Genomic DNA, 13,864 nt, shown 5'->3' on the forward strand with positions numbered 1-13,864 from the left:
GATGCCACCCAAGAAGAAAGTCGCGGTCACGGCACCGTCGACGATGAAGGAACTCAAGGACACGCTGTGGAAGGCCGCGGACAAGCTGCGCGGCTCCATGGATGCGTCCCAGTACAAGGACGTGATCCTCGGACTGGTGTTCCTCAAGTACGTGTCGGATGCGTTCGCGGAGCGCCGCGAGCAGATCCGTGCGGAGTTGGTGGCGGAGGGACTGGACGAGAACCAGATCGCGCAGCTGATCGACGACGAGGACGAATACCGCGCGGGCGGCGTGTTCTGGGTTCCGGACACCGCTCGCTGGGACTTCCTGTCGACTAATGCCAAGGGCATCGCCGAAGCGCCGGGCACTGCAGGCCGGACGGTCGGGGAACTGATCGACGGTGCGATGCGGCATCTGATGGACGCCAATGAGAGCCTGCGCGGCACCCTGCCGACGATCTTCAACAGCGACAGTGTCGACCAGCGCCGCCTCGGTGAACTCGTCGACCTCCTCGGCGACACCCGCTTCACCGGCGAGGGTGCGCGGAAGGCGCGGGACCTGCTCGGCGAGGTGTACGAGTATTTCCTGGAGAAGTTTGCGCGCGCCGAAGGCAAGCGGGGTGGCGAGTTCTACACGCCCGCAGGCGTGGTGCGGGTGTTGGTCGAGGTCCTCGAACCGTTCGGTGGCCGCGTCTACGACCCGGCATGTGGTTCGGGCGGCATGTTCGTGCAGACGGAGAAGTTCATCGAGCACCACGGCGGCAACGCCACGGACGCTGCTGTCTACGGTCAGGAACTGAACCAGCGCACCTGGCAGATGGCGAAGATGAACCTCGCGATCCACGGCGTCACCGGCAATCTCGGTGACCGCTGGGAGGACACGTTCGCGCAGGACAAGCACCCCGATCTGCTCGCCGACTACGTCCTCGCGAATCCGCCCTTCAACATCAAGGACTGGACGCGCAAGGAGGACGACAAGCGCTGGAAGTACGGCGTCCCGCCGATCGGCAACGCGAACTACGCGTGGATCCAGCACATCGTCTCGAAGCTCGCCGAACGAGGCAGCGCCGGCATCGTCATGGCCAACGGCTCGATGTCGTCGAACTCCGGCGGTGAGGGCGACATCCGCGCGCAGCTGGTCGAGGCCGATCTGGTGTCCTGCATGGTCGCCCTCCCGACACAGCTGTTCCGCTCCACCGGCATCCCGGTGTGCGTGTGGTTCCTCGCGAAGGACAAGGGAATCGGACCGAAGGGCAGCATCGACCGCCAGGGTCAGGTGCTATTCATCGACGCGAGAAACCTCGGCTACATGGTGGACCGAGCCGAGCGCGCCCTCTCCGACGATGACATCGCCAAGATCGCAGGCACCGTCCACGCTTGGCGCGGAACGGAATCCGCTGCCGGCGCAGCGTACGAGGACGAGCCCGGATTCTGCTACTCGGCTACCCTCGCGGAAATCAAGGAAGCCGACTACGCACTGACCCCGGGCCGCTACGTCGGCGCCGCCCCCATAGAAGACGACGGCGAACCCATCGACGAGAAGCTCGCCAGGCTCACCGGCGAACTCTATGCGCAGTTCGACGAATCCGAGCGGCTCCAGAAGGTCGTGCGCGAGCAGTTGGGGAGGGTGCTGTGACGGTGCTTCCTGAACTGTGGCGGACGCAGACGCTCGACGAGGTCGTCGAGCTTCGGCGTGGGTTCGATTTGCCTACTCACAGCAGGCGCGAAGGGCCGTTCCCTGTGCTGTCGGCTGGAGTGACCGCCGGATGGCATGACGAGGGCCCTATCAAAGGTCCTGGACTCGTTGTCGGCAGAGCAACCAATCTGGGCGTTCCGACTTGGTCGGAAGGCGACTTTTGGCCATTGAACACAACCTTGTATGCGGCTGACTTTCATGGAAACAGCCCGCGCTTCGTATTTCACTTGTTCGAGTCGATGGATCTGAGCGGATTTGACTCGGGCAGTGTGCAACCGATGCTCAATCGGAACTATATTGCGAAACTCAAAGTGGCGGTGCCGCCGCTGAGCGAGCAGCGTGCCATCGCCGAAGTCCTCGGCGCCCTCGACGACAAGATCGCCGCGAACCGGAAGCTGGTGGAGACGGCCGATCAGCTTGCTTCGTCGCTGTTTCGAGATGCCGCGGCACAGGGAAGCGTTGAAGTCGAGTTGCGCGAGGTAGCGGAGCTCATCACGCGAGGAGTGGCGCCGAAGTACACCGAGGACGAGACCGAGTTGCTCGTGTTGAACCAGAAGTGTGTGCGTGATCAGCGGGTGAACCTTGGGCCCGCTCGGCGCACATTGCAAACCAAGGTTCCTGCTGCCAAACGTCTTCGAGCGAACGATGTGCTGGTGAACTCAACTGGTGCTGGCACACTTGGTCGGGTCGCCCGCTGGGTATCGGACCTTGATGCGACTGTGGATTCGCACGTGTCGATTGTGCGGTTCGGCTCGGACCGCGTAGATCCCGTATGTGCTGGGTTCGCTGTACTCCATGTGGAGCCGATGATCGAAATGATGGGCGAAGGAAGTACCGGGCAGACCGAACTGTCGCGAGACCAGCTCGGGAAGCTTCGCCTGCGATTCGTTGCCCGCGAGCGTGAAGCAGAGGTGTCGGGGAAGCTAGCAGCTCTGACGGCAACCTCAGTCGCGCATATCGCTGAGAACGGCAACCTCGCAACCCTCCGCGACACTCTCCTCCCGCGCCTGATGTCGGGTGAGCTTCGTGTCCGTGATGCGGAGCACGAGGTGGAGGAGGTCTTGTGACGCAGGAGGTCACGCGCGAGCTTGTCGAGTTGGCGGATGTGGCGCGAGCGTCGCTCACGTCGAGCGACTGGGCGAGGCTGCGCGATTTCACGAATCGGATCAACGCTCATAACGGGCCGTTTGCGGAGCGCGTGCCGCCGAAGCGTCGAGAAGACGGTGCTCTCGTAATGGGTTACACCGCTGTGGGCCCGTTGATCATGGAGCTGCTGCCGTTGGCCTACGACCTGAAGCTTGTCGTTCCGTTCGCGTGGCCTGACTGGGAAGAGGGCCGCCAGCTGATCAACAGCCAGCCCTTTGACGCGGCGACGCTGACGTGGGAACAGACTGTTGGGCTGTTCACGGCACTGATCCGCGGGGACCGGTTCAGTGAGGGATCGCTGGCGCAAGTGTTCGGGGACGGCAGGATGCCACGGCTGATGGAGCGCTTGCTGGACTTCGCGCCGGAGGGCGGCGAGGCGGCTGGCATGTAATACCAGGTGAATTCGGAGTACAGGGGGAGAACATGGATCAGGATCTGCGGGACCGACTGCTGGCGATGGACACCATGGCGGTGTTCGAGGTGATGTCGCATTACCTCGATAGGGTCGGCCATCAGCTTCAGCAGGCGCGCACGACCCATTCGGACGGTCTGGGGGCGGCGTGGATCGAGGCGCAACTCGGTGCGCTGCGGGACTTCGGGGAGCAGGTGCCGTTCGAGAACGAGTCGATGGCGGATGCGACTGCCATCGCGTCTCGGTGGTCGACTGCGGCAGCGGAGGTCCTGGCAGCGCTGCCGAAACCGGAGGCCGACCCGGACCTCCTGACGGTGGTGGTGACACCGGACGAGGTCGCGGCATGCAGCACAGGACCGGTACTCGGCCTGCTGACGATGCTGCTCGAGTCGCCTGCCCGCGCCCGTAGCCGGCAGGGCGTGCTCGATCTCCGGATCAGCGGGTACGACACGCACCCTGCCGAACTGTCCGAGATCCCCGAGGTACGCACGTACATCCAGCAGTTGGGCCGGGAGTTCCCGTACTGGCTCTACTTCGCGTCGACGAAGTCGTCCTCGCTGCAGATGATCGCGCTGTGTCACCTGCCGCCTGGCCTCACGAAGAACGAGAAGCGGGCACAGTTCCCGATTCGGCTGCACGACCTGCTGATGGGTCGGTGGATACCCGCACTGAACGAGATGGCGGAATTCGCGGGACTCGCACCGGAAGTACTGCGCGAGGTGTCGGATCGCGCGATCGGCTACTTCAGCACCACTGCAGCCGTTTGACGGCTGCCACGAATACAGGAGCCCAATGTGAAACCCTTTGCCCCCTACCTCCGCGTTGTCGCGGGGTTCTTTGCCGCAGTCTGCCTGTGGCTGGTGTTCGTCGATCTCGTGAACGGACTGTTCGGGGAGGCGCTCGTGCTTCTCGCGTTTGCGGCGGGGCTCGGCTATCTCGCTGTCGGCAAGCCGATTCGCGAATACCTCGCCCGGCAGAAGGCCGCCAACGATGCGCTCGCCGCACGTGCCCAGGCGGGGCACGAGGCGTTCATGGCGGGCGATCCGTCCGCGTTCGCCCCGCCGCCGCCCGCACCGGAGAAGCGGCCGGTGCGCCGCGGCGTGTTGATCGCCTCGGCGGTCGCCGCACTGTTCGTGGTGATCGGGATCGTGGGCGACATCAGTGACGGACTCGATGCGGAATCCGGTACGGAGACAACGACCACCGCGCCCGTCTCGCCTGCCTCCAAGGTCGCGACCCCGGCGCCGCAGGCGCCTCCCGTCGCGCAGGCTGCCGCACCGGACACCGCGGCACCCGTCGCGGCAGCCGCGCAGGCCGAGCCCGCTGTCATGCCGTACGTGACGTGCATGAACCTGCAGGACGCGCAGGATGCCATTCAGGTTGCCGGTGTCTTCTACTCCCGCAGCCAGGACGCGACCGGCAAGAGCCGTAATCAGGTACTCGACAGCAACTGGGTGGTCGTCGGTCAGACACCTGCCGCCGGTGCCACCGTCGACGAGGGTGAAGCCGTCCTTTCTGTCGTCAAGATCGGCGAACCCGGAGACTGCTCATGACCAACAGTTCCGCTGCCCGCACGCGTCGAACGAGCACGGTCCCCCAGCGGGTGCCCATGATGAAGAGATTTCCGAGGACGGTCGCGGACCGGCTGCGCGACGTGGGATCCATCCCGTCCGGACTACGAGCTCGGCACGTCGTGAACAAGCAGATCAACGCTCAACGCGCACGCTGGGAGACCGAGCTCGCTTCGTGCCGCAGCCGTCGCGCCGTGGTGTCCGCGAAGATCAACGACGAGCGATGTGGATTCGACCCTGCGGAGAGCGAAGGTTCGCGACTCGCGATGAAGGCCCGCAACGACAATGCGGCGCGGATCGAGGAGCTTCGGGACCTCCTGCGGCACACGGCGATGCCGACCTACAGGCCGCTGTTCAAGGTCAGGGAAGGGTCGATCGTCTCCCTGCAGTTCGGCGACGGTCGGCCGGTTCGCATGATCGTGGGCGAGCGTAGTCATGACGCGGCTATCGAGCCGTGTCCGCTGGATACGCCGCTCGGCGCCGCGCTGCTCGGTCGCCGGCGCAACGCCACGATCACGTACTCCGTGCGGGGCAGGGAGCGAGTGGTGACGATCGTCGGCCTGATCGCCTGAGTCGCACACCTTGACGTTCGAACCCTGGTGCGACTGATCGAACGTATGTACTATAGAACGTATGTTCGAGTCGGAGGAGTCGCAGCAGGTGGGGGCCGAGGCTCCCGGCGTGCTGTCAGGCGTCCCCGAGTCGGAGTGGACAGGTCTGCTTCGCGAGCGTCATGCCGGGATTGCGCGGGCGCAGTTCCTCGAAGTCGACGCCGTGGTATCGGTGTACCTGGCGCGCTGCGCCGACGATGCCCGGCGCGGCTGCAACGAGGCATTCCAGGGGGAGTTCGCGCACGCCGAAGTCGGGATCATGCTGACCGTGACGGAGCCAGTGGCACGTCGGTGGATCGGCCTCGGACTCGACCTGCGGTGGCGGCTGCACGCCACGTCCGAGGCGTTCGCCACCGGCCGGATCGATCAGGCTCGCGCGCAGGCCATTTCCGATGCGATGGCCAATGTGTCCGCGGACAAGGTCGAGATGGTCGAACGCCTCCTCCTCGACGGAATCAAGGGTGCCACGACGACGATGATCCGCCGTACCGCTCGCCGGCTCATCGCACGCCACGATCCCGCAGGCGCGAAAGCACGACGAGAGCAGGGAGAGATCGACCGCGACGTACGATTCCGCGCGAACGACGACGGCACCTGCTCGGTGGACGGCACGCTGCCCGGGCCTGCCGGGCAGGTCGTTGCGATGCGACTGCGGAAGATGTGCTTCGAGGTGTGCGGCGGCGACCCGCGAGCATTCGCACAGCGTCGCGCCGATGCGCTCGTCGCGCTGGCCGACGGCTCCGGTCGGCTGCGGTGCCTGTGCGGACGCGCCGACTGCCCGCGCGCAGCGCGTGTCGATGCAGCCGAGAACGGAGCCCACGCCGACGACCAGGCGCCGTCGCCCACGACGCCGGCGCCGCGTGATCCTGAGCGTGCCGTGCCCGCGTCGTCGTCGACCGAACCGGCCGCGGAACCCTTCGCCGCGACAGGAGCCGGACACCGCGACGCGGCCGACCGTAGCGCGTCGCGCAGTCACGGTGGCTGGCACCTGCCGCCGCTGCCTCCGGCGACCGTCCACGTCGGCGTGAATGTGACCACGCTGCTCGGCCTCGACGATCACCCCGGTTACCTCGCGGGACACGGCTGGATAGATGCGGACCTCGCCCGGAGCATCGCCGCCGACGGCACTTGGCGGAAGGTCCTGACCCTCACCGACACAGACCGGGAGGCACTGCTCGACGCCCTGTGTGGACACACCGGCCGCGGTGTCCATGCGGAAGCCGCGCCCGACAGCATCTCCGACGAGGCGTGGCTGTCGGGGCGGCGAATCGAGACTCGCGCCCACGGAACGATCCTCGGCCTCGGCCACGCACTGGCCGCGGCGGGCATCACGCCTGCGGCGATACGGGCACGGAGCAGGCATCGACGCGAACAACTCACCTACCGCCCGTCGGACCGATTGGCGGAGATCGTGCGCGCCCGAGACGGGAACTGCCGATTCCCCGGCTGCACCGTGCGCGCAATCGCCTGCGACCTCGACCACACCGTCCCGTTCGACCACGCACAACCCGAAGCTGGTGGGTGGACCGTCGAACAGAATCTGGCGTGCCTCTGCCGACGGCATCACCGCCTCAAGACGGCCGGACTCTGGAAGGTGCGGCAACTGGGAGGCGGTCGTCTCGAATGGACAACCCCCACTGGCGAACTCGTCATCACCGAACCGGCAGGTGAGTTCAGTGGGGAGTCCATGCCGCCCGGAGACCCGTGTGCCGGATTACCTGAAACACCACCACCTACCGGCGATACAGAGTCTCTCGGGGAAGGTGAAAGCCCGCCCGACACTTCCGCGGTGGGTGACACCGGCACCGACGCTGAAATCGCGGCGGCCCTCGGGCTGACGCTCACCGAACCGGACACCCTCGCCCGCGTGTTCGGGCAACCACGGGGCCGTGGCGTCGAGGACGACCTCAAATACATCCTCGATGTCACTCCGCGGTCGCTCGCGGTCATCGATCCCGCACACACCATCGTCCTCCGCGACATCGACAACCCGACTTCCGGGGACGACGAACCGCCGCCGTTCTGACCAGGTGGGCCGCCCGCGACTATCCCCTCGGACCCCAGTCGTTGTCCGGATGATCTCGATCCACCAGCGCGGTGTAGACCTCGAACACCTCGTCGCCGTCCTCCTCTGCGAACCACTCGTCGTACACCAACTCCGCGATCGCATTCATCAGCTCACGCGACAGGGTTGCCGGATGATCGAGTGCCATCCACATCCCGGCCAGCACCGCCTCGTACGGCTCACCCGAATAGGCAGCGGACCGCGCGAGCCGGGCATCGACACCTGCACCGACGAGGAAATCCGCGAGCAGGCGAGCCGTGTCGGTGGCGAGGTCTACAGGACGGTCGCTCGGATCCGGGTTGGTCACGACGCCAGGGCCGGACATCGGATAGGCCGTGACCATTCGTGGGGGACTGTCCGCTGACCGGCGCCACACCGCAGCGACCCGAACCTCGTCGATCACGCGCTCGTCGAAGACCGTGCGGCCGATCGGAATCCGAGACTCGGGTTCGTTCACGGTAGCCTCGATCGCGGCCATGACAGCCGCCTCGGACCACGTTGCCGGGAACTCCGCGGTGCCGGGGAACCCAACGCCGGACCCGTGGCCTCCACCGGTCGGTCGAAACAGTCGGCGCGCGAACGAATCGAGCACCTCCTTCCGATCGACTCCGGTGTCGTCCGGCCGCTCCTCGGAGAACCGTTCGACGCCACGCGCGGTGAGCCATGCGATCGGGTCGCCCGCGAGGATCTCGTCGGCGAACAGGCTCAGCACCGGAAGCGGATGTGCCCGCTCCGGTGCGCCGAGTCGCCGGCACAGGGCATCGATCTCGTCCCGCGGCACCGTGATCCGATACTCGGGCGGCCGAATGCCGGGGAGTCCGCGACCACCCTGACAGGCGATGGCGAAGCCCTCCGGGCCGACACCGAAAAAGACCTGCGGCGCACCGTCCGGGGTGACTCGCACCGACCAAGCCGGGTCGGTGGCAGCTGTCGCCTCGGTACCCAGGGAGTCGATCCGCGCGTCACGAGGACCACGGATCACGGTCTCCTCGGCCGCCCACAGAATCATGTCCAGGAACAGTTCCGCCAGGAACAGCAGGTCCGCGTCACTGTCGAGTTCCGCCCGGGTCGCGGCCGCGGCGACCTGGGACGCCGCGGCGGACGTGCCGCGCAGGGTGTCGTGCGCGTCGCACCAGTCGGCCACGTCGGTTCCGGCGGCATCGACCACGGACTGGACTCGGTCGGGATTGCGAGTGTCGATGTCGCCGAAAGGTGTCACGCGAACACGAGTGTCGAACTCGATCATCCACCCCGTATAGGGGCCGATCGTGGTCGGCTCGATCTGTCTCGACTCCGGATCCGATTGGTAGAACCGCCACAGGTCGTGAGCGCTCGCGCCGCCGCCGAGAGAATTCTCCCGGTCGAGCGCGTCGAGAGCGAATGCCAGCACGTCCCGCACCCGGACTCGGCGATGAGTGCGGGGGTCCTGGCCGTCGATCCAGTGAGCCTGGAAACCGATCACGTGGTGGACGTACTCGGGGTCGTCGGCCGCGACGAGCGCTTCGTCACCGGTCCACACGATCGCGGTACCCGCCGGTGCCGGTTCGGCCAGGTGCCACCGGAGTGCTCCGATATCGGCGTAACCGCAGGATTCGGCGGCGGATTCGGCGCCGCGGGCATCGTTGGTGTCCACGTTCGGTGGCAGCACCGAACCGGACATGAACCGGGTTGCGGGATCCGTGGTGTGCACGATGCCGGTTCTGGCGCCGATGTCGAATCGCAGACGCGCGATCCGCTGGTCTCTGGATGGCATTGTCGAGATTCCTCTTTCGGAGTTGAAAGCTGACTGCAGTGGACACGGCCGTGGTGCGCCCACCCCCCAGCGGGCGCACCACGTTCCGGATTACCCGAGATTCACCTCGGTGCCACCGGAGAACATGGAGTCGTGGAGTTCCATGGATGCGGGGACCGCTCCCGTGGGCATGTCGTAGACGACCTTCAGCGTCACCGTGTTGCCGGGGTTGATCTCGTCCCAAAACGCGACGTCGGTGTCGAGGTTCAACGCTGCCGCCGTGTCGGCCTTGAACTCGCGGCCCTGCGCGTCGAACATCTTCTGGTCACTGGGGCTCACGCCCTTCGGCTCCCCGGACGTGTTCAGGACGGTCATCGTGACAACGACGAACTGGCCCTGCGCCTCCTCCGCCAGGTACGGGTTGTCGCCCAGCGAGGTGAGCCCGGACTCCACGTTCGTGACGGTGAACTCGAACTTGCCGTCGCGCACCGCACTTCCGATGCCGGGTGCAGGCGCGTCCTGCTCCTCGACTGCCGGGGCGGCGGGTGCGGCGCCGCCTGCGGCGGGTGCGGCGGCAGGTGTGGCCGGTGCGGGAGTGTCCTTGTCCCCGCCGCCTGCGACACCTGCGATCACGAACACCGCGACGATTGCGCCGAGCACCCACGGCCATTTCTTGGCCTTCTTCGGCGCTGGCGGGGTGCCGCCGAACTGCTGGGGAAAGGACTGGTCGGGGCCCTGAGGTGCGGACATGGGTATGACCTTTCTGTGAAGTGAAGTCGACGACCGAGATCAGGCCGCGACGAGGAGGAGCACGCCGGCTTCGGCCTGCTCCGCGCTGACGGTGACGCCGCCGAGGCGTCCGACCGTCACCTGGTAGTGGTCGTGACCACGAGGGACACCTGCCACCGAGAACGTGAACGTGCATCCGCCGCCGAGGACCGTGCTGGAGTCGAGTCGGCTGACGGCGAGAGTGGAACCCGCGCTGTCGCGGACGGTGACCTCCGCGCCGGGCGTCACCCGGTCGGTGCCGGCGCAGCCGAAGCCGGCGGGTTGCTCCGACGTCGTGTTCGGGCCGGCGGCGGACACCTGACCGGACAGCTCGAACGGTCGCGTCCCGGGTCGATTGCCGTAGTCGACCGCGAACGCAATCCCGGCGAGGACAACACATCCGACGACGCGAGCGCGACGCGTGCCGCAACGGCCGTCCGTGACAGCCGGTGCCGGGGTGGGTCGAGGTCGGGGTCGGACCCCGGAGCTTCCGCTCGCTCGTTCACTGCAACTCCTGACTCGAGGCGATGTGCCGCAATCGTGTCCGGCGGGTTGGGATTCGATCGACTGGCGGAGCGATAAGGAGGGTTATCAATCGAGGAGGCTCGAGAGTGGGCCGCGCTACCTACCCTGGGATGTCGGCGACGTCGATCATCGGCACGCCCATCTACATTGATCACCATGAGTGAGGGAGCCGGTATGGCGGACCGTGGCCTGACCGAGGCCGACTGGGAGCATCTCGCACTGGAGACGCTCGGTGAGCTCGGCTGGAAGCCGCTGCACGGTACGGAGATCGCACCCGACACCGGTCAGCGTGCCAGCTGGGACGACCTCCTCATCGTTCCGCGGCTGCGCGCCGCGATCGCCGTCCTCAACCCGGCGCTACCGCCGCACGTCGTCGACCAGGCAGCGGCGATCGTCGCGACCGCAGGATCGCTCGACGCGCTCGCCGAGAACCACACCATGCACGGCTACCTGACCGAGGGGCTTCGCAAGGTCACCTACATCGACGACAGCGGCGCCGAGGTGACGCCCACGATCAGGTTGGTGTCCACCGAACCCGACGACAACGACTGGCTCGCCGTCAACCAGGTCACCGTGATGCGCGGCGACCGCCACCGCAGGTTCGACGTCGTGCTGTACCTCAACGGGATGCCGGTCGGGATCGTCGAGCTCAAGCGTGCGGGCAGTGAGCACGCCGGATTGGTCGAGGCGCACGCGCAGCTGACCACCTATGTCGCCGAGTTCCCGCTCGCGTTCCGCTTCGCCGTGTTCACGCTCGTGTCGGACGGGATCACCGCCAAGTACGGCACGCCGTTCACCGCGTACAACCACTTCTCGCCGTGGAACGTCGACGACGACGGCACCCCCGTCGCCGGCACCTCGGCCACAGCGCTCGACGTCGCGATGTTCGGCCTCTACAACCAGGAACGATTCCTGCAGCTCCTGCGCAACTTCACCGCGTTCGACAAGGGCGACACCGGCCTCGTCAAGCGGATCGCCAAACCACACCAGTACTTCGCGGTCACGAAGGCGGTCGCGTCGACCGTGCACGCCGTCGAGTCCAACGGCAAGGCCGGGGTCGTCTGGCACACCCAGGGCTCCGGCAAGTCGATGGAGATGGAACTGTATGCCGCCCAGGTGATTCGGCACCCCAAGCTCGCGAACCCGACGATCGTCGTCATCACCGACCGCAACGAACTGGACGGCCAGCTGTACGAGACGTTCCTGCGTTCCCAGCTGCTGCCGGAGCAGCCGCGGCAGATCCGTCGACGCGAGGAACTGCGCTCCGAACTGTCCGGCCGCACCACCGGAGGCATCTACTTCACCACCCTCCAGAAGTTCGGAAGGACGAAGGAGGAGAAGGACTCCGGCGCCAGCCACCCGCTGTTGTCGAACCGGCGGAACGTCGTGGTCGTCGTCGACGAGGCGCACCGCAGTCACTACGACAACCTCGACGGGTACGCGCGACACCTGCGTGACGCGTTGCCGCACGCGGCGCTGATCGCGTTCACCGGTACCCCCGTGTCCTTCGAGGATCGCAACACACGCGACGTGTTCGGCGACTACATCGATGTCTACGACCTGACCCGCGCCGTCGAGGACGGTGCCACGGTCCCTGTCTACTTCGAGAGCAGGCTCGTCAAGGTCGCATTCGCGGACGGCGTCACCGAATCCGACCTCGACGCGACGGCGGACGAGGTGACCGTCGGCCTCGACGACACCGAACGCGATCGGATCGAACGCAACGTCGCCGTCGTCAACGCCGTCTACGGCGCGCCCGCCCGCCTCGACCAACTCGCCCGCGACCTCGTCGAACACTGGGAGACCAGGCGCAAGGCGATGAGCGAGTTCGTCGGCTCGGCAGGCAACCCGACGGCCCCCGGCAAGGCCATGATCGTCGGTGGCACCCGGGAGATCTGCGCCAACCTGTACTCGCGGATCGTGGCGTTGCGTCCCGACTGGCACTCCGACGACCTCGACAAGGGCCGGATCAAGGTCGTCTACTCGGGCGACGCGTCCGACCAGCCGCCGGTCAGCGACCACGTCCGGCGCGACTCGGCGAACGCGGCGATCAAGAAGCGTCTCAAGGACATCGACGACGAACTCGAACTGGTCATCGTCAAGGACATGATGCTCACCGGTTTCGACGCGCCGCCGCTGCACACGATGTACCTGGACCGGCCGCTCAAGGGTGCGCTGCTCATGCAGGCGCTCGCGCGCGTCAACCGGACGTTCCGCGGCAAGCAGGACGGGCTCCTCGTCGCGTACGCGCCTGTCGCCGACAACCTCGCGGCTGCGCTCGCCGAGTACACCGAATCCGACAAGCAGAGCAAGCCTCTCGGTCGTGACATCGACACGGCGATCGACACCGCGAAGAACCTCCTCACCAAGCTCGGCAACCTTCTGCACGGGTTCGACTGGCGGGCGAAGCGCCTCGAGGCCGATCGAAAAGCTTACGTCCGGGCTGCGCTCGGCGCCGTCGACTACCTGCGCGACCCGCGGCACCCGGAGAACCAGGTGGGGGAGAGAGAGGAAACGCTCGCCGCCCGCTACCGGAAGTTCTCGTCCCAGCTCTCCCGGGTTTGGGCGATCTGCGGCAGCAGGGACGAGCTGCGCGAGCAGGTATCGGACGCGCAGTTTTTCGAAGAGGTCCGCGTCTACATGGCCAAGTTCGACGCAGAAGACCGTGCCGCGCGCGGGCAGGTCGTCCCCGAGGACGTCGAGCGGGCGTTGCGCACCCTGATGGCGGCGTCCGTCGAGTCCGGCGACGTCCTCGACATCTACGACGCCGCGGGCATGCCGAAGCCGTCGCTGTCCGACATCAACGTCGAGTTCATCACCCGCACCCAGCAGGCCCGCAACCCGAACCTTGCGATCGAGGCGCTCCGCAAACTCGTCAACGAGGAGTCCCGAAAGGCGGCGAGGCACAACGTCGTCCGACAGCGAGCGTTCTCGGAACGGCTGCAGGAGCTGATGCGCAAATACACCAACAGTCAGCTCACCTCCTCCGAGGTCATCGCGGCGATGGTCGAGATGGCCCAGGAAGTGGCACGGGAGGCCGAGCGCGGCAAGCGGTTCGACCCACCGCTCGACGAGAACGAACTCGCCTTCTACGACGCGGTCAGCCAGAACCCGTCCGCCGTCGAGCAACAGGGGGAGGGCAAGCTCGCCGACATCGCCCGCGACCTCGTCGCCGTGATGCGTCGAGACGTCAAGACCGACTGGAAGCAGCGCGACGACGTCAAGGCTAAGCTGCGATCACAGATCAAGAGGCTGCTGGTGCGGCACGGCTACCCGCCGGACCAGCAGCCCGCCGCGATCAAACTCGTCCTCGAACAGATGGAGATGATCGCCCCCGACCTGGCGGAGTGAACTACTGC

At 66.5% G+C, this 13,864-nt stretch carries 11 protein-coding genes; 8 read left to right on the forward strand and 3 right to left on the reverse strand.

Annotated elements, in window-relative coordinates:
• Nucleotide 1: 1 nt before the first annotated feature.
• The 7 genes from RHCRD62_RS11780 to RHCRD62_RS26390 all read left to right on the forward strand — a co-directional run bounded on the left by RHCRD62_RS11780 (nucleotide 2) and on the right by RHCRD62_RS26390 (nucleotide 7,441).
• The gene (locus RHCRD62_RS11780) at nucleotides 2–1,615 is read left to right on the forward strand and encodes a type I restriction-modification system subunit M (RefSeq protein WP_050064882.1); all 1,614 of its coding nucleotides are present in this window, start codon (nucleotides 2–4) and stop codon (nucleotides 1,613–1,615) included.
• The gene (locus RHCRD62_RS11785; protein ID WP_216596630.1) at nucleotides 1,612–2,742 is read left to right on the forward strand and encodes a restriction endonuclease subunit S; all 1,131 of its coding nucleotides are present in this window, start codon (nucleotides 1,612–1,614) and stop codon (nucleotides 2,740–2,742) included. Before RHCRD62_RS11780 ends, RHCRD62_RS11785 begins: the two co-directional genes overlap by 4 nt.
• On the forward strand, nucleotides 2,739–3,212 hold the full coding sequence (locus tag RHCRD62_RS11790; protein WP_050064883.1) for a DUF6508 domain-containing protein: 474 nt from the start codon (nucleotides 2,739–2,741) through the stop codon (nucleotides 3,210–3,212). The genes RHCRD62_RS11785 and RHCRD62_RS11790 overlap by 4 nt, the downstream gene beginning before the upstream one ends.
• 32 nt (nucleotides 3,213–3,244) lie before the next feature.
• Nucleotides 3,245–4,000 (forward strand): hypothetical protein, encoded by a 756-nt coding sequence (locus RHCRD62_RS11795; protein WP_050064884.1) that lies wholly within the window; start codon nucleotides 3,245–3,247, stop codon nucleotides 3,998–4,000.
• Nucleotides 4,001–4,027: 27 nt separating this feature from the next.
• On the forward strand, nucleotides 4,028–4,786 hold the full coding sequence (locus tag RHCRD62_RS11800) for a PASTA domain-containing protein (protein WP_050064885.1): 759 nt from the start codon (nucleotides 4,028–4,030) through the stop codon (nucleotides 4,784–4,786).
• Entirely contained in the window at nucleotides 4,783–5,376 is a 594-nt protein-coding gene (locus tag RHCRD62_RS11805; RefSeq protein ID WP_157050883.1) for a GreA/GreB family elongation factor, read from the forward strand. The genes RHCRD62_RS11800 and RHCRD62_RS11805 overlap by 4 nt, the downstream gene beginning before the upstream one ends.
• Nucleotides 5,377–5,437: 61 nt before the next feature.
• Nucleotides 5,438–7,441 (forward strand): HNH endonuclease signature motif containing protein, encoded by a 2,004-nt coding sequence (locus tag RHCRD62_RS26390; RefSeq protein ID WP_050064887.1) that lies wholly within the window; start codon nucleotides 5,438–5,440, stop codon nucleotides 7,439–7,441.
• 19 nt (nucleotides 7,442–7,460) lie between these two features.
• Here RHCRD62_RS26390 and RHCRD62_RS11815 read toward each other — a convergent pair whose 3' ends face one another.
• From RHCRD62_RS11815 to RHCRD62_RS11825, 3 genes are all read right to left on the reverse strand, one after another.
• On the reverse strand, nucleotides 7,461–9,233 hold the full coding sequence (locus RHCRD62_RS11815; RefSeq protein ID WP_050064888.1) for an EndoU domain-containing protein: 1,773 nt from the start codon (nucleotides 9,231–9,233) through the stop codon (nucleotides 7,461–7,463).
• Nucleotides 9,234–9,323: 90 nt separating this feature from the next.
• The gene (locus tag RHCRD62_RS11820; RefSeq protein WP_050064889.1) at nucleotides 9,324–9,962 is read right to left on the reverse strand and encodes a DUF4352 domain-containing protein; all 639 of its coding nucleotides are present in this window, start codon (nucleotides 9,960–9,962) and stop codon (nucleotides 9,324–9,326) included.
• Nucleotides 9,963–10,001: 39 nt separating this feature from the next.
• Nucleotides 10,002–10,298, reverse strand: coding sequence for a hypothetical protein (locus tag RHCRD62_RS11825; protein WP_050064890.1), 297 nt, complete (start codon nucleotides 10,296–10,298; stop codon nucleotides 10,002–10,004).
• A gap of 363 nt (nucleotides 10,299–10,661) precedes the next feature.
• Here RHCRD62_RS11825 and RHCRD62_RS11830 point away from each other — a divergent pair, with 363 nt between their 5' ends.
• Entirely contained in the window at nucleotides 10,662–13,856 is a 3,195-nt protein-coding gene (locus tag RHCRD62_RS11830) for a type I restriction endonuclease subunit R (protein ID WP_050064891.1), read from the forward strand.
• Nucleotides 13,857–13,864: the final 8 nt, after the last annotated feature.

The sequence above is a fragment of the Rhodococcus sp. RD6.2 genome (genome assembly GCF_001040705.1).
Lineage (GTDB): Bacteria > Actinomycetota > Actinomycetes > Mycobacteriales > Mycobacteriaceae > Rhodococcus_G.